This is a genomic window from Streptomyces sp. SID13726 (genome assembly GCF_010548375.1).
Taxonomy (GTDB): domain Bacteria; phylum Actinomycetota; class Actinomycetes; order Streptomycetales; family Streptomycetaceae; genus Streptomyces.
This window is the reverse complement of record NZ_JAAGLY010000006.1, coordinates 99,580-117,130: the sequence shown is the minus strand read 5'-3', so window position 1 is coordinate 117,130 and position 17,551 is coordinate 99,580. Positions and strand designations below refer to the sequence as shown.

At 73.1% G+C, this 17,551-nt stretch carries 16 protein-coding genes and 2 pseudogenes; 4 read left to right on the top strand and 14 right to left on the bottom strand.

Annotated elements, in window-relative coordinates; genetic code table 11:
* The first annotated feature begins 67 nt into the window (after window positions 1-67).
* Entirely contained in the window at window positions 68-850 is a 783-nt protein-coding gene (locus G3I78_RS17665) for an AraC family transcriptional regulator (RefSeq protein WP_164425545.1), read from the top strand.
* Here the strand turns inward: G3I78_RS17665 and G3I78_RS17660 are convergent.
* The 4 genes from G3I78_RS17660 to G3I78_RS17645 all read right to left on the bottom strand — a co-directional run bounded on the left by G3I78_RS17660 (window position 847) and on the right by G3I78_RS17645 (window position 4,128).
* Complete coding sequence (locus tag G3I78_RS17660; protein WP_164425543.1) at window positions 847-1,728, bottom strand: metal ABC transporter permease; 882 nt, start codon at window positions 1,726-1,728, stop codon at window positions 847-849. The two genes, G3I78_RS17665 and G3I78_RS17660, sit on opposite strands and share 4 nt — an antisense overlap.
* Window positions 1,725-2,531: an ATP-binding cassette domain-containing protein gene (locus G3I78_RS17655; RefSeq protein WP_164425541.1), complete on the bottom strand. Its 807-nt coding sequence runs from the start codon at window positions 2,529-2,531 to the stop codon at window positions 1,725-1,727. Before G3I78_RS17655 ends, G3I78_RS17660 begins: the two co-directional genes overlap by 4 nt.
* Complete coding sequence (locus G3I78_RS17650) at window positions 2,528-3,469, bottom strand: zinc ABC transporter substrate-binding protein (RefSeq protein ID WP_164425539.1); 942 nt, start codon at window positions 3,467-3,469, stop codon at window positions 2,528-2,530. The genes G3I78_RS17655 and G3I78_RS17650 overlap by 4 nt, the downstream gene beginning before the upstream one ends.
* Before the next feature lie 95 nt (window positions 3,470-3,564).
* Window positions 3,565-4,128 carry a CGNR zinc finger domain-containing protein gene (locus G3I78_RS17645; protein ID WP_164425536.1) on the bottom strand — a complete coding sequence of 188 codons (564 nt, stop codon included), beginning with the start codon at window positions 4,126-4,128 and terminating at the stop codon, window positions 3,565-3,567.
* A gap of 26 nt (window positions 4,129-4,154) precedes the next feature.
* Here G3I78_RS17645 and G3I78_RS17640 point away from each other — a divergent pair, with 26 nt between their 5' ends.
* Complete coding sequence (locus tag G3I78_RS17640; RefSeq protein ID WP_164425534.1) at window positions 4,155-4,649, top strand: GNAT family N-acetyltransferase; 495 nt, start codon at window positions 4,155-4,157, stop codon at window positions 4,647-4,649.
* Here the strand turns inward: G3I78_RS17640 and G3I78_RS17635 are convergent.
* On the bottom strand, window positions 4,633-5,535 hold the full coding sequence (locus G3I78_RS17635) for an amidohydrolase family protein (protein WP_164425533.1): 903 nt from the start codon (window positions 5,533-5,535) through the stop codon (window positions 4,633-4,635). The two genes, G3I78_RS17640 and G3I78_RS17635, sit on opposite strands and share 17 nt — an antisense overlap.
* A 100-nt stretch (window positions 5,536-5,635) precedes the next feature.
* Window positions 5,636-6,210 (bottom strand): annotated as a pseudogene (locus tag G3I78_RS17630) (VWA-like domain-containing protein); the annotation flags it as partial.
* Window positions 6,211-6,370: 160 nt separating this feature from the next.
* Here G3I78_RS17630 and G3I78_RS52845 point away from each other — a divergent pair.
* Window positions 6,371-7,528: a cytochrome P450 gene (locus tag G3I78_RS52845; protein WP_164425531.1), complete on the top strand. Its 1,158-nt coding sequence runs from the start codon at window positions 6,371-6,373 to the stop codon at window positions 7,526-7,528.
* A 3-nt stretch (window positions 7,529-7,531) separates the two neighbouring features.
* Here the strand turns inward: G3I78_RS52845 and G3I78_RS17620 are convergent, their stop codons facing one another.
* The 5 genes from G3I78_RS17620 to manD are packed head-to-tail and all read right to left on the bottom strand — an operon-like array spanning window position 7,532 to window position 13,471.
* The gene (locus tag G3I78_RS17620; RefSeq protein WP_343243785.1) at window positions 7,532-8,506 is read right to left on the bottom strand and encodes a sugar kinase; all 975 of its coding nucleotides are present in this window, start codon (window positions 8,504-8,506) and stop codon (window positions 7,532-7,534) included.
* A 35-nt stretch (window positions 8,507-8,541) separates the two neighbouring features.
* Window positions 8,542-9,570: an L-idonate 5-dehydrogenase gene (locus G3I78_RS17615; RefSeq protein ID WP_164425529.1), complete on the bottom strand. Its 1,029-nt coding sequence runs from the start codon at window positions 9,568-9,570 to the stop codon at window positions 8,542-8,544.
* Window positions 9,567-10,946 (bottom strand): MFS transporter, encoded by a 1,380-nt coding sequence (locus tag G3I78_RS17610; RefSeq protein ID WP_164425527.1) that lies wholly within the window; start codon window positions 10,944-10,946, stop codon window positions 9,567-9,569. The genes G3I78_RS17615 and G3I78_RS17610 overlap by 4 nt, the downstream gene beginning before the upstream one ends.
* A gap of 30 nt (window positions 10,947-10,976) precedes the next feature.
* Window positions 10,977-12,266, bottom strand: a complete 1,290-nt coding sequence (locus tag G3I78_RS17605; RefSeq protein ID WP_343243784.1) for a mannitol dehydrogenase family protein — start codon at window positions 12,264-12,266, stop codon at window positions 10,977-10,979.
* Complete coding sequence (gene manD / locus G3I78_RS17600; protein ID WP_164425525.1) at window positions 12,263-13,471, bottom strand: D-mannonate dehydratase ManD; 1,209 nt, start codon at window positions 13,469-13,471, stop codon at window positions 12,263-12,265. Before manD ends, G3I78_RS17605 begins: the two co-directional genes overlap by 4 nt.
* Before the next feature lie 109 nt (window positions 13,472-13,580).
* Between manD and G3I78_RS17595 the strand changes: the two genes are divergently transcribed.
* Window positions 13,581-14,291, top strand: a complete 711-nt coding sequence (locus G3I78_RS17595) for a GntR family transcriptional regulator (protein WP_164425523.1) — start codon at window positions 13,581-13,583, stop codon at window positions 14,289-14,291.
* Between the two features lie 7 nt (window positions 14,292-14,298).
* Here the strand turns inward: G3I78_RS17595 and G3I78_RS17590 are convergent, their stop codons facing one another.
* From G3I78_RS17590 to G3I78_RS17580, 3 genes and pseudogenes are all read right to left on the bottom strand, one after another.
* The gene (locus G3I78_RS17590; protein WP_164425521.1) at window positions 14,299-15,060 is read right to left on the bottom strand and encodes a hypothetical protein; all 762 of its coding nucleotides are present in this window, start codon (window positions 15,058-15,060) and stop codon (window positions 14,299-14,301) included.
* Complete coding sequence (locus G3I78_RS17585) at window positions 15,057-16,406, bottom strand: glycosyltransferase family 4 protein (RefSeq protein WP_164425519.1); 1,350 nt, start codon at window positions 16,404-16,406, stop codon at window positions 15,057-15,059. Before G3I78_RS17585 ends, G3I78_RS17590 begins: the two co-directional genes overlap by 4 nt.
* A gap of 74 nt (window positions 16,407-16,480) precedes the next feature.
* Window positions 16,481-17,532 (bottom strand): annotated as a pseudogene (locus tag G3I78_RS17580) (alkene reductase).
* Window positions 17,533-17,551 lie beyond the last annotated feature (19 nt).

Genomic DNA, 17,551 nt, shown 5'->3' with positions numbered 1-17,551 from the left:
GCAACCGTAGGAAGGCCGGTCCTGGATGTCGTGGGCCGTAATCGGCGACCGCTGGTAATTTTCCACCATGACCCGACACGTCGACCTGGCCCTCGACCGGCCGCCCCACGTCGAGAACGCGGGCGTCGGCGTGCACGGCTCCGCGGGCCCGCACGACGTCTTCCGGCTCCCGCGGCTGTGGCAGCTCCATCTCTACGGCTACTCCGGCACCCTCGAACTGGGCGGCTCCCGGCACCCGATCCGCCCCGGCCACCTGAGCCTCGTCCCGCCCGGCGCCGAGGTGCACTTCCACTACGACACCACCCGCTGCGAGCACCTGTACGCCCACTTCCGGCTGCCGGGCGACGGCGAGCGGCGCCGGGTCCCGGTGATGCAGGACACCGGCGTGGACGCGGAGGTGCTGCGCGGACTGCTGCGCCGTACGGTCGCGGCGAGCGCGCAGTCCCCGGCCCGGGCCTCCGCCGAGCTGTGGACGGTGCTGTGGCGCACGACGGGCCTGACCGGCGCCGCCGAGGACCGCCCCGGCTCCCGGCACCCGGCCCTGCGCACGGCCGTCGCCCACATCGAGGAGCACCTGGCCGGACCCCTGACCGTCCCCGGCATCGCCCGCGCCGCCGGGGTCTCGCACACTCACCTCACCCGGCTGTTCCGCGAGGACACCGGCCTCACGGTCGTCGCCTACGTCCGGCGCCGCCGCATGGAACGCGCCCGGCACCTCCTGATCGCCTCGACCCTGGCCATTCCGGCCATCGCGGCCACGGTCGGCATCCCGGACCTCCAGGCGTTCAACAAGACGTGCCACAAGGAACTGGGCGCCTCCCCGCGCGCGGTGCGGGAGCAGAACGCCTAGACCGCGGCCCCGGCCGGCGACGGAACCGTACGCCGGGCGCCCCGGCGCCGGGTCCGGTGGCTGCCGACGGCGGCGCAGCCGGCGTAGAGGACGAACGAGATCGTCGTGACGTACGGGCTGATCGGGATGCTGCTGCCCAGGGCCAGCAGGATGCCGCCCTCGATCGACGCCAGGGCGAAGACCATGCTGAGCACGGGCAGCAGCACCGGGGACGCGCTGACCCGGGCGGCGGCCGCGGCCGGGGTGATCAGCAGGGACAGGACCAGCAGCGCGCCCACGACCTGCACGGACAGCGCCACCGCGAGGCCGAGCACGATCATGAAGGCGAAGGAGAGGCCGCGCACCGGGACCCCGCGGGCCTCGGCGACATCGGGGTCGGCGCTGGCGAAGGCGAGCGGGCGCCACATCACCGCGAGGGCGATCAGGACCACCGCGGAGGTGGCGAGCAGCCAGGTCGTCTGCGGGGTGTCGACGGCGACTATCTGCCCGGTGAGCAGCCCGAACTTGTTGGCCGCCCGGCCCTTGTAGAGCGCGAGGAAGAGCACCCCGAGGCCCAGTCCGAACGGCATCAGGATGCCGATCACCGAGTTGCGGTCACGCGCGCGCGTGCCGAGCACGCCGATCGCGCCGGCCGCGAGCAGCGATCCGGTGATCGAGCCCGCCACGATGTTCGTGCCCAGGAGCAGCGCCCCGGAGGCGCCCGCGAAGGACAGCTCGCTGATGCCGTGCACCGCGAACGGCAGATCGCGCATCGCGACGAAGACCCCGGCGAGTCCGCCGACCAGACCGAGGGCCGCTCCGGCGATGAGCGAGTTGCGGACCAGGACGAGGAGCTCGCCGTAGTTCTCGAAGTCGAACATCTGGTGCCAGACGCTCATGTCCGGACCTCCTCGGGTGCGTGGTGCGCGTGGTCGTCGAGGGCGCCGACCACCACGACCCGGTCGTGCACCCGGACGACGTCGACCCGGGTGCCGTACAGGTGGGACAGCGACTCGGAGGTGAGGACCTCGTCGGGGGTGCCGACCCGATGGCCGCCCGGCGCGAGGTACAGCACCCGGTCCACCAGGTCGAGCACCGGGTTGATCTCATGGGTCACGAACACCACCGCCGTGCCGTGGGAGCGGCGGCGGGCGTCCACCAACTCCGTGACCGCGCGCTGGTGATGGAGGTCGAGGGAGAGCAACGGCTCGTCGCACAGCAGGATGCGGGGATCGGTCGCGAGCGCCTGGCCGATGCGGACGCGCTGGCGCTCGCCGCCGGACAGCAGGCCCAGGGGTACGTCCGCGTAGGCCGAGGCGCCGACGGAGGCGAGGATCTCGTCGACACGCCTGCGTACGGCCGCCGTTCGCAGGCGCGGTCCGAAGCGGTGGCCGTCGATGCCGAACCGTACGAGGTCGCGGGCGCGCAGCATCGCCTGCGCGGACAGGGCGGCCTGCTGGGGGACGTAGCCGATGTGCCGGGCGGCCTCGCGGGGCGGGCGGCCCAGGACCGTCAACTCCCCGGCGGACAGCGGCTGGCGGCCGAGCAGGGCCCGGACGAAGCTGGTCTTGCCCGCTCCGTTCGGGCCCAGCACGGCCAGGAACTCGCCCTGGCGCACGTCGAGTTCGAGGTCGTGCCAGACCGTGCGCGGGCCGTAGGACAGACCGGCGCCGCGCAGGCTGATGACCGTGCTCGTGCTCACTTGGCCAGGGCGTTCGCGAGCGCGTCTACGTTGGCGGTCATCCAGCCGAGGTAGTTCTTGCCGCTGGGCAGGGTCTCCGTCACCGGGACCACCGGGATCCCCGCCGCCTTGGCCGCCTGCTCGGACTTCTCGGTCTGCGGGCCGGAGGTCTGCTCGTTGTAGACCAGCGCCTTGACCTGCTTGCCGGAGAACAGGGCGAGCGCCTCTTGGAGGACCTTGGGGGAGACGTCGGTGCCCTCCTCGATGGCCTCGCTGAACTCGGCGGGCGTCTTGTCGACCAGGCCACTGGCCCCGGTCATGTACAGCGGCACGGGCTCGGTGATGGCGATCGCCTCGCCGCCGTGCTCCTTCTTGATCTGCGCCTCCTTGGCCTCCAGCGGAGTGAGCTGCGCCTTGAAGGCTCCGGCGTTCTTCGTGTAGGCCGAGGCGTTCGCGGGGTCGGCCTTGCCGAGGGCGGCGGCTATGCGGTCGGCGACCTTCGCGACCGTGGGGAAGTCGTACCAGACGTGCTCGTTGAGCTCGCCGCCCTTGGGCGCGGTCTTGCCGGAGACCTTCACGGCGTTGATGACCTCGGCGGAGGAGTTGCCGCCGCTCTTCAGCATGCGGTCCACGAAGTCGTCGTAGCCGCCGCCGTTCTCGACGACGACCTTCGCCTTCGACAGGGCCAGCTGGTTCTGGGTGCTGGCCTCGTAGGAGTGCGGGTCCTGGTCGGGGTCGCTGATGACCGAGGTGACGGAGACCTTGTCGCCGCCGATGCGCGAGACGATGTCGCCGTAGACGTTCGTGGACGCGACGACGGCGACCTTGGAGGCGGCGGCCGGGGCCGCGGACGCGCTCCCGTCGCTCCCGGAGTCCGAGGAGTTGCCGCAGCCCGCCAGCAGGGCGGCGGACGCGCCGACGAGCAGCGCCAGACGGCGGGGTGACGGGGACGTGGACATGGTTCCTCCAAGCGCGGTTCTGATGACCCCGTCACGCTAGATGGAAATGATTGTCGTAAACAGGTTTATCGGCCGGTATGTGAAAACCGTTGCCATTAATTGACTTTCCCCTGGTCCGGAGCTTGCGCGACCCGCCCGGTGGGCGCGGTGCGGGCGCGGTGGCGGCGGACGGCGTCCCGGTTGGCGCAGCGTGGCGAGCAGTAGCGCTGCCGGCCGGTGCGGGAGGTGTCGGCGAAGATCTCGGTGCACTCGGTCACCTCGCAGCGCCGCAGCCGGCGCATGCCCCGGCCCGCCAGGTGCAGCGCGGTGCCCACGGCGATCAGGGAGTACAGCACGTCGCCGAGCGACTGGCCCTCGTCGCGGTAGTGCAGATGCCAGCCCGTGCCCATGTGGTTCGTCATCCGCGGATACGCGGCCGCCGTCGCCAGCATGCGGTTCAGCAGCTCCGCGCGCTCCTCCTCGTCACCGGCGTCGACGACCTTCTCCCACGCCTCCAGCACCTCCAGCGTGCGGTCGAGATCCCGGTCGGTGACCGGGAGGTCCAGTGCGACTCCGGCAGCCCGGCAGCGGTCCGTGAGCTCCCCGATGTCGGCCGGACGGCGGTTGGCCAGATCCGCCGCCAGCTTCACGGGGTCCTCGCCGTAAGGGTTGAGATGCACAAGGTCATTACATCAGCCTGGTCCGTATGGGACAACGCACCGGAAGCCTCCCCGCCGTACGGCGGGCGGTGGAGCACGACCTCGTGGAACTCCTGCGGCTGCACGCACCCCCGTCCGAGGCACTCGACGACGACGGGCTGGACGCGCTGGCCGTCGTGCTGCGGAGACAGCTGGACTCGGACGCCGTGCGCGTCCTCGTCGTGGACGGCGCCGGCGAACGCCTCGCGGCCTGCGGCATCGGCACCATCGAGCAACGGCTGCCCGGCCCGGGCCTGTCGGACGGCCGGACCGGACAGGTCATCGGGGTGGCCGCGGACCCGGACCAGCGGCGCCCCGGGCCCAGCCGGGCGGTCCTGCGCGGCCTGCTCGACTGGTTCGGGGAACACGAGATCGCCCGGGTCGACCTGCACACCCCCGGAGCCGACGAACCCCTCTACCGCGAGCTCGGCTTCACCAGCCACCCCGACCCCGCGCTGAGCTGGAGCCCGGCCGCCGACCGCGCGGTCACTCCTTCCCGGTGAGCAGCCGCCTCGGGTTGGCGATCCGGAAGGCGTACGCGGCCGCCCCGCCGAGCCCGAACCCGGGGTGCTGCGGCGGCTCCGCGTACGGCCGGTCCGAACCCTGGACCACCGCGTCCACACCGAGGGCGCGTACGACGGCCTCGACCGCCCGGGGACCGTACGAGGACGTCTCGACGAAGACGAGCGGGTCCGGCCGCGTCTCCCCGCCGTCCCCGCGGGCGGCGAACCGCTCCCCGTGCAGCGGGGCGAGCCCGGCCAGCAGCGCGAAGCAGACCCGCAGCCGAGGGTGGCGGGGCCGGCCGTGGGCGCGGAAGGCGAACCAGGCCGCGTGCATCTGCTGGACGTAGGGGACCATCGCGGGCCACCAGCCGGGCCCCGCCGAACCACCGGCCGCGGGTCCCGGGTGGACGAACAGCGGCAGGCCGCGCTCTTCGAGCAGGTCGAGCAGCGGGGCGCACCGGTCGTAACCGGCCGCGTCCGCAAGGGCGTTGGCGGGCAGCTGGAGACCGGCGAACCCCTGGTCGAGGACCTCGGCCGTCGCCTTGGCATCGATGTCGCGCACCCCGGCGGCGGCCCACGCCCCGAACGGCTCCGGAAGCGCGGCAGCGCCCTCGTGGTAGGCGTCCAGCAGGGGCCGCGCCTCGGCCGCGGGCAGCCACTCCACGCCGATCGGCGCCGACAGCGAGACGAGCGCCAGCCCCAGCCCGTCGGTGGCGGCCAGCTCCGCGCGCAGCGCCACGTCGTGGTCGGCGGGCGGCAGGTCGTAGGGCGGCTCGCCGTCCAGACGCAGCGTCCAGCCGTCGAGCCACGGCGGCTCGCGGCGCGCCCTCAAGGCCGCCACCAGCGAAGGGCTCCACAGATGCTGGTGCACGTCGACATTGGTCATGCCGCTCCTCCCACCCGGGCGCGCGGTGTCCTCCGGACCGCGCGGGAGCCCATGATCTCCCGGCCCACCACCTCCCCGTCCACCCCATGGGCGACACGTCTCACCCCGCCCCGATCTCGACCACCCGCGCCCACTCGGGCGGTGACCTGGGCACGTACTCGGAGTTCTCGCGGCGGGCCTGGCTCATTCCCGGCCGGGAGAACAGCCCGATCACCGTGCGGCACGGAGGCCGGGCGTCCGGCCAGGGCGTCCGGCCGTCGGTGGGGCACACGACACGTCCGGCCGGGGACGCGCCCGCAGGGCGTTGCGGAAGCCGGTGCGCAGGTCCGTGCCGCCGCCCCCGGTCAGCGGGATGCCCTCGGCCCGGCACAACGGCCGTACGACCCCCGCTGCCGCGTCGCACGACAGCACCTCGACCAGGTCACGGCGGCCGCCCACGGCCCGGGAGATCGCGGCGACCTCCAGGAGCGCGCCGCCCAGTTCGTCGTTGCCGACCGAGCCGGAGGTGTCGATGATCACGCTGACCCGGGGCGGCCGGCGCCTGAGGCTCGGCAGCACCGCGCCCGGCACCTCCGCCGAGCGCCGCGACGGCCGGCCGTAGCCGTAGTCGTCGCCCGCCCCGGCACCGCAGACCGCCGAGCGCATGGCCGCGCCCAGCAGATCCCGCCACCGCTGCGACGCCGAAGCCCGCGGCGGCGCACGCCCCGGCTCAGTCACCGGTGAGACGGCGGGCGGTCGCGGTCTCGATCATGAAGGCCGGTACGGCGAACTCGCGCACGCGCGGCCAGAAAGAAGTACGTCCGGTGCCGCGGCCGGTGTTGTTAGCCTCGACAGCGTGATCGAATTCCCCCTCGGTGCCGGGACCACGCTCGCCGAACTCGCCCGGGACCCGCACCCGCGCCTGGCCGAGTTGCGCGCGCGAGAGCCGGTCTCCTGGCTGCCCGAGCTGAACGGCTGGCTGGTGACCCGGCGTGACCTCGCCCTCGACGTGATGCGGGACGCCGGGACCTTCACGGTCGACGACCCCCGTTTCTCGACCGCCCAGGTCGTCGGCCCGAGCATGCTCTCCCTGGACGGCGACGAACACTCCCGCCACCGCGAGCCGTTCACCGCGCCCTTCCGTCCGCGCGAAGTACGGGACGGATTCGCCGAGTTCATCGAGGGGGAGACCGGCCGTCTGGTCGCCGCACTCGAACCGGCGGGAGCCGCCGAACTGCGCCGCGCCTTCGCCGGACCACTCGCCGTGGCCGTCGTCACCAAGGCGCTCGGCCTCACGGGTGTTGGCACCGACACGGTCCTCACCTGGTACGACGCCATCGTGCGCGCGGTCTCGGACATCACCGCGGGCCACCCGGCGGACCCCGCGGGCCCGAAGGCGTACGCGGAACTGCGGGCAGCCGTCGAGGCCACCGTCACGCAAGCAGCCGGTACCTCGCTTCTGACCTCCGCCGCCGACCGCCTCGCCCTCCCCGAAGTGGCCTCCAACGCCGCCGTGTTGATGTTCGGCGGCATAGAGACCACCGAGGCGATGATCACCAACGCCCTGCTGCATCTCCTCCGGCACCCCGACCAACTCGCCCTCGTCCGGGCCGACTCCGCCCTTCTGGACGGCGCGATCGAGGAGTCCCTGCGTCTCGAACCCGGCGCGGCCGTCGTGGACCGCTACGCCACCCGTGACATCACCCTGGGCCCGGCCGCGATCCGCGCGGGCGATCTCGTCACCGTCTCCCTGACCGGCGCCAACCGGGACCCGGAGGTCTTCCCGGACCCCGACCGCTTCGACGTCCGCCGAGCCGACGCCCGTCTCCAACTGGCCTTCGCCCACGGCCCGCACTACTGCCTGGCCGCCCATCTGGCCCGCCTGGAGACCCGTATCGCCCTGCGGCACCTGCTCGACCGTCTCCCCGCCCTGCGTCTCGACCCGGACCACCCCAGCGCCCCGCAGGGCCTGGTCTTCCGCAAGCCGCCCACGCTGCACGTCCGCTGGGGCTGACGCTCAGCGCGGCGGCAGCGCGGCCCACCCGTCCTCGTCGAGCGCGAGACAGCGGTCGGTCTCCGCCCGCGACGGCATGACGGGCACGTCCGCCCTGGTCCGCAGCGCTGCCGCGGCCGTCAGATGCCCGAGGCGCAGCCGTGACCGTTCGTCCCGGTCCTCAAGCACGGCGGCCAGGTAACCGGCGGCGAACGCGTCGCCCGCGCCGACCGGTTCGACCACCTTCGTGGGCAGCGAGGGCACGAACGTCCGCATCCCGCAGGCGTACGAAGTCGCCCCGAACTCGGCGTCCTTGACGATCACCACGGGCGCGGGCGCCAGCAGTGCGGCGATGTCGTCGGGGCGGGCGGTGCCCCACAACTCCTCGGCCTCGTCGCGGCCGACGAACACGATGCCGGCGGCGCGCGCGAGCGACAGCAGCCTCGGCCCGGCCTCGCCCCGGTGCCAGAGGGCGGGGCGGTGGTTCACGTCGAAGGAGACGAGGGGCCGCTCGGAGCGCCGGGCGAGGAGGGTGTCGAGCAGCCCGGCACAGCTGTCCGAGAGGGCCGCGGCCACGCCCGACAGATGCACGATGCGCGCGGTGCGCAGCACGGGGTGCCGGGCGGTCGCGGGGCCCATCGCGGTGGCCGCCGAGCCGCCCCGGAAGTAGTGCGTGCGGGTGCCGTCCGGGCCGGGGTCCTTGAAGTAGACGGCGGTCGGACGCTCCGGGTCGGTCTCCACCGCGCTCACGTCCACGCCCCGCGCGCCGAGTTCGGCCAGGACGCGCCGGGCGAACGGATCGTCGCCGAGACGGCTCAGCCAGGCGGCGCGATGACCCAGCCCGGCCAGACCGCAGGCCACGTTGGACTCGGCGCCGCCGATCGCCACGTCGAGCGAGTCCTGCTCGGCGAGCGGACGGTCGTCCGGCGGACTGAGGACGACCATCGTCTCGCCGACGCACACGACGTCGGCGGGACGAGGGGAAGACGGAACGGGCACGAAGCACTCCTGGGAAGGGCGGACACGAACGGCTCCTAGGGAGCCAGCCGCAGCATGACCTTGCTGCTCCCGCTGGACGGGTCGGCGGCCACCGCGAGGGCCTCCTCCGCCCTTGCCAGCGGAAAACGATGGGTGATCAGCGGGCTCACGTCGAGGCCGTCCCGCAGCGCGGCCAGCGCCTCGTCGATCTCCTCGACGAACCGGTACGAGCCGATCCAGGTGATCTCCCGGGTGACCAGGTCCCCGAGGGCCGCGGGCACGGCCGTACCGGGCAGGTTCCCCACCTGCACGACGGTCCCGCCCCGGGCCGTGGCCCGCAGCACGGGGCCGAGCGCGCCCGCCGCCCCGGACGCCTCGAAGACCACGTCCACGTCCTCGGGCAGCGTCTCGCCCGCGGACAGGTCACGGGTCTCGTCGGCCCCCATGGCACCGGCGACCTTCAGGGACGAGGACGCGAGGTCGGCCGCCACGACGGTCTCGGCGCCGTGCAGCCGGGCGGCCGCCACGACCAGCGAGCCGATCGGCCCGCAGCCGTTGACCAGAACCGCACGGCCCCGCAGTCGCGGCACCCGGCCGACGGCGTGCAGCGCGACCGCCAACGGCTCGGCGAGCGCGCCCTGTTCGGTGCCGACCCCCTCGGGCAGCGGCCGGATCTGGGCCGCCGGCACGGTCCGGTACTCGCTGAACCCGCCGTCGGTGTGCGGATCGAAGGCCGCCGAGCCGAAGTAGCGGACCCGCGGGTAGAGGTTGGTCCGCCCGGCGATCCGGTCCGGAAGCACGCCGTCGCCCACGAGCTGGGCCGGATGGACGGTCACCGGACGCCCCTCGTCGAGCCCGGTGACCCCCTCGCCCAGCCCGGCGACCCGCCCCGCGACCTCGTGTCCGAGGACCAGCGGATGCGCGAGCGTGGCCGTCCCGGACGCCCCCTTCCTCCAGTACGCGATGTCGGAACCGCAGATCCCGCCCCACTCCATGGCCAGCAGCACCTCGCCCGGCCCGGGCACCGGACGGTCCCGCTCGTCGATCCGTACGTCACCGGGTCCGTGCACGACCACCGCCCTCATACGGCGTCCTCCAGCCGGACGAGGTCCCGTCCGCGTGTCTCGGGCGCGAGCAGCGCGCTGACGAAGGTGATGAGCGAGTAGACGACGAGCATCGCCGCGATGGGCCACCAACTGCCGGTGACCGCCGTGAGGGTGGCCGCGAGGACCGGCCCGATCGCGGTGGCGAGGATGCCGCCGATCTCCTTGGCGAGCGCGAGCTGGGTGAACCGGGTGCGGGAGCCGAAGAGTTCGGCCATCGTGACGCTCTCCAGCGAGAACAGGCCGAGGACACCGACGTTCAGACCGACGACCATGCCGAGCATCACGCCCGCGCTGGAGCCGGAGGTGATCAGGAACATCACCGGGAACGCGACGACCACGGTCAGCGCGGTGAGCGCGAGATACAGCACACGGCGCCCGAAGCGGTCGCCGAGCAGACCCACCAGGGGCACGGTGACGAAGCCGAGCAGCGAGCCGTACACGATCGCGTCGGTCGGCACGGACCGGCCGACCGCGAGGTTGGTGGCGATGTAGCCGACCAGGAACGTCTGCACGAGGCCCGAGTTGCCCGCCTGCCCGAACCGCAGCCCGAGCGCGAGGAAGAACGCCCTGCCCTTGCGCTGCCGTATCCCGGCCGCCAGGGCATCGCCCTCCTGCGCCGCCGCGATCACCTCCTCCTTGTCCAGCGCCACCCCGTCGACGACGTCGGGGCGCTCCTCGAAGACCGGGCTCTCCTTGAGGCCCCGGCGCAGCCAGAACGCGAACAGCATCAGCACGAAGCTCAGCAGGAACGGCAACCGCCAGCCCCAGGACAGCAGTTGGTCCTCGGTGAGGGTGGCCAGCAGGATCGCCCACAGCCCGGAGGCCGCCAGCGTCCCGGAGTTGGTGCCGAGCGACACCAGCGAGGAGACCAGACCGCGCCGCTTGACGGGCGCGTACTCGGCGAGCAGCACGGTCGCCCCAGCGATCTCGGCACCCGCGCCGAACCCCTGGACCAGCCGCAGCGCGACGAGCAGGATCGGCGCGAGGAGGCCGATGGAGGCGTAGGTCGGCAGCACGCCGATGAGGGTGGTGGACGCGCCCATCAGCAGGATGGTGAGGTAGAGGACCCTCTTGCGGCCGATCCGGTCGCCCATCCGCCCGAAGTACACGGCCCCGGCGAGCCGGGCCACATACCCGACGCCGTAGGTGGCCATCGCGGCGATCAGCCCGATGGCCGGGCTGACGTCCGGGAAGAAGATCTTGTTGAAGACGATCGCGGCGGCCAGCGAGTAGAGCTGGAAGTCCATGAACTCCATGGCCGTACCCAGCCACCCCGAGACGGCGGCCCGCGCCAGGTCTCTCGTGGTGCGCTCGGCGGATGGCGTCCGCCGGTCGGCGGTGACGCTGTCCTTCATCGTGAACTCCGTTGTTCGGGGACGAAAGTGTCAGATCTCGATGCGTCCGGCACGCAGAGCGGGGAGCCGGGCGGTGATGGCGGCGGCGAGGGTGTCGTCGTCGGCCAGATCCATGGCGCGGAGCACCGCCGGGACCGGCTGATCCACGGTCAGTGTCCAGGCGGCGAGGGCGAGTTCGAGGACCGGAGTGCTCCCGCCACGGGCCCGTAGCTGCCGCAGCGCGGGCAGCCACCGCTCCCGGATCTTCAGCGCCCCGTCGGTGCCGATCTGCCGCAGCAGATGCCGCATCGCGGGATTGCGGAACCGGACGACGAGATCGTCGGCGTACGCGAGCGGATCAGGTCCACCGGCCGGGAGGGTGGGGGAGACCTCCGCGCACAGGGCCCGTACGAGACGCTCGCCCCAGTCGGACTCCATGGTCTCGGCGATGGTGTCGAGCCCCGCGGCCAGCCCCAGATACGCCAGTGCCGAGTGGGAGCCGTTCAGCAGCCGCAGCTTGGTGAGCTGATACGGCGTCACGTCCGGGACGAACAGTGCGCCGTCCCGTTCCCACGGCGGCCGGGGCGCGGCGAAGCAGTCCTCCAGGACCCACTGCCGGTACGGCTCGCCCGTGACGGGGAGGGCGTCCTCCAGGCCCAGCGCATCCAGCGCCCCCGCCCGGTCGGCCTCGCTCGTGGCGGGCACGATCCGGTCCACGACCGTCGAGGGGAAGGCGACGGACTCGGCCATGCGGTCCAGGACGGCCGAGCGGTCCGGCCAGGGGGAGGACCGTACGAAGTCGTACAACACCCCTTGGAGCACCGCCCCGTTGGCGGCCATGTTGTCGCAGGACACGACGGTGACCGGCGGCGCCCCCGCGCGCATCCGGGCGGCGAGTCCGGTGGCCAGCCGCTCGATCACCGGGGAGAACGGCGAGCGCCGGTACCCCTTCTCGGTCACGGTCAGGGACACCACCGTCACCGAAGGGTCCGTGAGCAGTACGTCGACCGCGCCGGCGTCCGGCCCCATGGCCAGCGCGTCGACCACCGACCCCACCACCCGGCAGCGAAGGCCACCCGGGCGGCGCGAGGTGAGCGAGTACAGACAGTCCTGCTCCCGCAGCGCCCGCACGGTCTCCGTCGAACTGGGCGCGACGGCCGTGATGCCCCAGGGCTCGCCGGAGAGCGCCGCCGCCCGCTCGGTGTACACCGCCTGGTGCGCCCGGTGGAAGGCGCCGAGCCCGAAGTGGACGACCCGGGTGCGGAGTTCGGCGGGATCGGCCAACGGACGCAGCTCGGCGGGGAGCCGGGAGACCGTCGTACGGCTCAAGGACTCGCTCACCAGTCGTGCACCGACCCGTCGAGGCGGCGGGCGACCGGGAGGTAGCGCCGCTGGTAGGGGAAGCGTTCGGCGGCCTTCTCGTCGTACTCGACGCCGAGACCCGGCTCCTCGGAGGGGTTCAGCATGCCGTCGGCGAAGGTGACGCCCGTGCGGAAGACCTGGGCGGTCTCGGCGGGGTGGCCCATGTGCTCCTGGATGCCGAAGTTCGGTACGGCCAGGTCGAGATGGACGGCGGCGGCCATGCTGACGGGGGAGAGGTCGGTCGCGCCGTGGGAGCCGGTGCGGACCTGGTGGAGGGCGGCGAGGTCGAAGATGCGGCGCAGGTGGGTGATGCCGCCGGCGTGCACGACCGTCGTGCGGACGTAGTCGATGAGCTGCTCGGTGATCAGGTCCTTGACGTCCCAGATGGAGTTCATCACCTCGCCGACCGCGATCGGCGTCGTGGTGTGCTGCCGGATCAGCCGGAACGCCGACTGGTCCTCGGCCGGGGTCGGGTCCTCCATCCAGAACAGCCGGCAGGCCTCGACGCTCCTGCCGAACCGGGCCGCCTCGATCGGCGTGAGCCGGTGGTGCACGTCGTGCAGGAGGTGGAAACCGAAGCCGAACCGCTCCCTGACGGCCTCCAGGTAGCCGGGCGCGAAGCCCAAGTAGGCCTCGGTGTCCCAGGGTTGCTCGTCCGGCAGGTCCGTCGCGGCCGGCTCGTACACCGTGCCCTTGCGGACCCCGTACGTCCCCCCGACCCCGGGCACGGCGGCCTGCGCGCGGACGGCCTTGTAGCCCAGCTCCAGGTAGCGCTCGACGTCGTCGAGGAGGGACGGCACGTCGGTGCCGCTGGCGTGCGAGTAGACGAGGACACCGTCGCGGGAGCGGCCGCCGAGGAGCTGGTAGACGGGCAGGCCCGCCACCTTGCCCTTGATGTCCCACAGGGCGGTGTCGACGGCGGAGACCGCGGTCATGGTGACCGGGCCGCGCCGCCAGTAGGCGCCCTTGTAGAGGAACTGCCACATGTCCTCGATGCGCGCGGGGTCCCGGCCGATCAGCAGCGGCACCACGTGGTCGCGCAGATAGCTCGCCACGGCCAGTTCACGGCCGTTGAGCGTGGCGTCGCCCAGGCCGGTCACGCCGTCCGAGGTGGTGATGCGCAGGGTGACGAAGGTGCGGCCCGGGGAGGCGACGAACACCTCCGCGCTTTCGATCGTGGTCAAGGCGGCTCCCGGTCTGTTCTTGGGCGCGAGGTCGTGGAGTACTTGTATACAAGCAGCTGTCGCGAAGCGTGGCAATACTTGTGCCGCGCTGACTACGTACGATGTGCGCATGGCTCAAACCAACGGCAGGACCAGCCGTCGCGACATCTACCTGAAGCTTCGCCAGCTGGTCCTGACCCTCGAACTCGCCCCGGGCGCCGCCCTGTCGGAGAACGAACTCGCCGCGTCCCTGGGCGTCAGCCGCACCCCGGTGCGGGAGAGCCTGATCCTGTTGGCGCAGGAGGGTCTGGTGCAGGTCTTCCCGAAGATCGGGTCGTTCGTGTCCCGGGTGGACCCGGCGCGGGTCGCGGACGCGCAGTTCCTGCGGGAGGCGGTGGAACTGGCCTCGCTGGAGGACCTGCCCGCGGTGCTCGACTCCGGGGTGGTGGAGGAACTGCGGGGCAATCTCGAGCGGCAGCGGCGCAAGGGCCTCGGCATCGAGGAGTTCTTCGCCCTGGACGAGGCCTTCCACCAGGGGCTGATGCGGCTGAGCGGCCACGGCGAGGTCTGGACGACCGTCGCCGCCGCCAAGGGCCACCTGGACCGGGCGCGCCGGCTCGGCCTGCACGAGAACGTGTCCCCGGCCGTGTTCGCCGCCCAGCACCACGAGATCTTCGACGCCGTCGTCGGCGGCGACGTCGCGCTCGCCCGCACCGCGATGCGCACCCATCTGCGGGCCGTCTTCGACGACATCGAACGCATCCGCGCCCACTCGCCCGAGCTGTTCGCCGGCGACACCTCGACGGTGCCGGTGCGGCGCAACGTCGTGGTCTGGGAGTGACCGCGCCTCAGCCGGCCGGCGTCACCTCCACGGACAGGTCGTTGTCCACCGTGTAGTACGGGCGCACCACGGCGTTCTCGACCGCGGTGCCCGGATAGACGTAGACCTCCTTGCGGTCCGCCACGTCGTCCAGCAGCCGCGCGAGCCGGACCAGCGGGGCGCCGGGCGCGGGCCGTACGAAGGCGTTCCAGACGCCGACGGCCAGGTCCGCGTGGTCGACCGTGAAGGAGAAGCCCCGGCCGTCCGCCCCGGCCAGCGGCTCAAGGGTGCGCAAGACACCGGCGCCGCGCCGCAGCCGCAACTGCACCTCGGCGCCGTCCTCCAGCTCGGCGCCGTGCAGCCGGGCGCCGACGGTCAGCGACCGGGGCGTGACGTCGACCCGGTCGATCTCCGCGTGCGCGGGCCGCAGCCAGGTCCGCACCGCGAGGTAGCCGTCCTTGGTGGCGTACGGAATCCGCACGGCCAGCGGCGCCCGCCGCTCGCGCAGATGCCCGGCGACGAGCGCGCGCAGGTCACGCGGGCCCGGCCGCAGCCGCGTCCGCTCGTCGCCCTGGAGCAGGAACACGTCCCACCGGCCCTCCGCCAGCACGGGATCGGCGTCCAGCACGGCGTGCCCGAGCCCGCTCAACTCCATGACGTGCAGGCTCTGTTCGGGCTCCCCCTGCTTCGGGCGCAGCCGCAGCAACAGCCGCTGTCCGTCGGCGTCGGGCACCTCGAAGGTGATCCGGCCGTCGGCGTGGACGGCGCATCCGGCCCGTGGCGTCGTCATGATCTCCCCTTTCGTGCGGCGCGCTCGTCACCGCTCGCCTTCTCCACGGCACCGGGTGCGCCGCCCACCTTCCCCACACCCTTCAGCGCACCGCGCGCCCGCCGCACGGTCCGCAGCGCGCCGCTCGCCGAGGCCAGCGCGGAGTCGCGCGCGCCGGCCCGCCGGGCGGCCAGGGTGCCGCCCTGCCGCCCCCGCACGACAGGCCGTCCCTCCCGCCGGGCCGAGACCGCCTCCGTGAGCAGCCGCTCGGCCTGCTCCACGACCGGACCAGGAGCGAACCGCCCCGAGTTCTCCAGGGCGGCCCGTCCCATCCGGCGCCGCAGCTCGTCGTCCCGCACCAGCTCCAGCAGGGCCCCGACCAGCGCGTCCCGGTCCCCGACCGGCACCAGCCGCCCGTCCACCCCGTCCGCGATGATCTCGGCGGGGCCGTGCGGGCAGTCCGTGCTCACCACCGGCAGCCCACAGCGCATCGCCTCCACGATCGTCATGCCGAACGGCTCGAAGTCGGAGGTGGCCGCCCCGATCGACGCCTTGACCCACTCCGCCTCCATCGGGGCCGCGGCGCCCATCAGGAAGACGTTGTTCCACAGCCCGAGGTCGGCGATGAGCTGCCGCAGCCGGTCCCGTTCCTTTCCTCTGCCGTAGATACGCAGCTGCCAGTCCGGATGTTCGGCGGCGACCGCGGCGAAGGCCTCGACGAGCAGGTCGTACCGCTTCACCCTGACCAGCCGCCCGGCCGCGACGACCACCTTCGCGGAGCCGTCCGCGGCCGGCAGCACCGGATCGGGCACGCTGTTCGGCAGCGCCTCCACCAGTACGCCGGGCAGCCGCATCCGGCGCCGGTACGCGCTCGCGTCCGCCTCCGTCACCGTGGTGAGCACGTCCAGCCCGCGATAGGCCCGGCGCAGCGCGGTGCGCAGCCGGGGCGAGTGGTTGTCCAGGGTCAGGTGCTCCTGCCCGACCCGGGCGACATGGCCCGGCGCCTGGAGCGCGAGGTGCACGTTGAGCCCGGGCCGGGTGCCGATCACGACGTCCGCGTCGGTCGCGGCGAGGGTCTCGGCGATCCGCCGGTCGGTCAGCTCGCTGTACTGGTCGTACCGGTACTCGGCGCGGGGGAACACCCGCGCCGGTCTCAGGTTCAGCGGATGCTCCCCCTCCTGTCCGAGATCGACCAGCGGACGCAGCGAGACCCGCGGATCGAGGACGTAGCTGGGCAGCTCCCGGTGCCGCAGCACCGAGACGATCTCCACCTCATGCCGCTCGGCCAGGGCCTGGGCCAGGTTGAAGGTGGTGGTGATCGTGCCTCCGATCCCATAGGCGTTGTGGAGCAGGAAAGAGATCTTCATGCCGGGCTAGACCACGGCGACCCGCATCTGGTTGGTGCTCGTTACCCATTCGTGGTGTGCCCGCCATCCGGATGTCATGCCGTGTACTGGTATGCGGGATAGATGAGGTGGCCGCGGTCGCCGCCCTGGAAGGGGGCGGACTCGTCGACGGGGGCGATCGGCAGGCCGGTGCGCAGCCGCTCGACCAGGTCGGGATCGGCGATGAAGGCGCGGCCGAAGCTGATCAGGTCGGCGCCCAGCCCGAGCCGGTGGTCGGCCTCCGCGCGGCTGGTCCGCTTCGGGCCCAGCGACAGCGGCGGATTCATGACGAGGGTGCCGGGCCGGAGCCGGCACAGGGCGACCGGCGTCTCTTCGGGAGCGGTGGCCTCCAGGTGGACGTGGGTCAGGCCCGGCCGGGACAGCTCGGTCGGCGGCGCGGTGTACAGCCACAGGACCCCGGTCTCCTCGGCTCCCCGGAAGGTGCCGCCCGGCGAGGGCCGGACACCCGTCCGCTCCGCGCCCACGGCGTCCACGGTCGCTCGACGGCGAACCTGATCCTGTCGGCCGTGGAACCGCCCCAGTGGTCCGTGCGCACAGTGGCGTTGGAGGACGGGAACCGCGAGATCAAGCAGCCGTTGGCGCCGTGCAGTTCGACACCGCCGAACCCGGCCGCCACCGCCCTGCGCGCCGTCCCCGTGTACGGCTCGGCGTGCTCGGGCACCTCCTCCTCGCGCCGCGCCCGCGGCACCGGCACGGCCTGCGGTCCCGTGGGCGTGAACACCTCACCGGCACCGGGCACCGCCGAGGGGGCCACGGGCGACAGGCCGGTGGTGTCCGGGTGCGAGAACCGCCCGCCGTGCATGATCCGCGCGAAGATCCGCCCGCCGTCGGTGTGCACCGCGTCGGTCACCGGGCACCAGGAAGCCACCTGCTCGTCCGGCGTCCCCGGATCGGACTGCCCGACGAGACTTGGCCGCCCCCCTTCGCTGACGATCAGGCCGGCCGTGGCCCGCTGGGCGTGGCGGCGCGCCGTCGACGGCGTCGCCGGACCGCCCTCGGTGGCCCGGACCCTGGTCATCGGGTCCCTCACCACCCGGTTGGGCAGCCGCGGTCCACGCGGCCGGGAACCGTCGAAGAGAGACGTCACGTCATATCTCCCCAGTGAT

Excerpts from the sequence above, each read along its gene's own strand:
- G3I78_RS17665 (WP_164425545.1), top strand. The coding sequence starts at position 68 with ATGACCCGACACGTCGACCTGGCCCTCGACCGGCCGCCCCACGTCGAG.
- G3I78_RS17660 (WP_164425543.1), bottom strand. The coding sequence starts at position 1,728 with ATGAGCGTCTGGCACCAGATGTTCGACTTCGAGAACTACGGCGAGCTC.
- G3I78_RS17650 (WP_164425539.1), bottom strand. The coding sequence starts at position 3,469 with ATGTCCACGTCCCCGTCACCCCGCCGTCTGGCGCTGCTCGTCGGCGCG.
- G3I78_RS17640 (WP_164425534.1), top strand. The coding sequence starts at position 4,155 with ATGGGACAACGCACCGGAAGCCTCCCCGCCGTACGGCGGGCGGTGGAG.
- G3I78_RS17635 (WP_164425533.1), bottom strand. The coding sequence starts at position 5,535 with ATGACCAATGTCGACGTGCACCAGCATCTGTGGAGCCCTTCGCTGGTG.
- G3I78_RS17615 (WP_164425529.1), bottom strand. The coding sequence starts at position 9,570 with ATGAGGGCGGTGGTCGTGCACGGACCCGGTGACGTACGGATCGACGAG.
- G3I78_RS17610 (WP_164425527.1), bottom strand. The coding sequence starts at position 10,946 with ATGAAGGACAGCGTCACCGCCGACCGGCGGACGCCATCCGCCGAGCGC.
- G3I78_RS17595 (WP_164425523.1), top strand. The coding sequence starts at position 13,581 with ATGGCTCAAACCAACGGCAGGACCAGCCGTCGCGACATCTACCTGAAG.
- G3I78_RS17590 (WP_164425521.1), bottom strand. The coding sequence starts at position 15,060 with ATGACGACGCCACGGGCCGGATGCGCCGTCCACGCCGACGGCCGGATC.
- G3I78_RS17585 (WP_164425519.1), bottom strand. The coding sequence starts at position 16,406 with ATGAAGATCTCTTTCCTGCTCCACAACGCCTATGGGATCGGAGGCACG.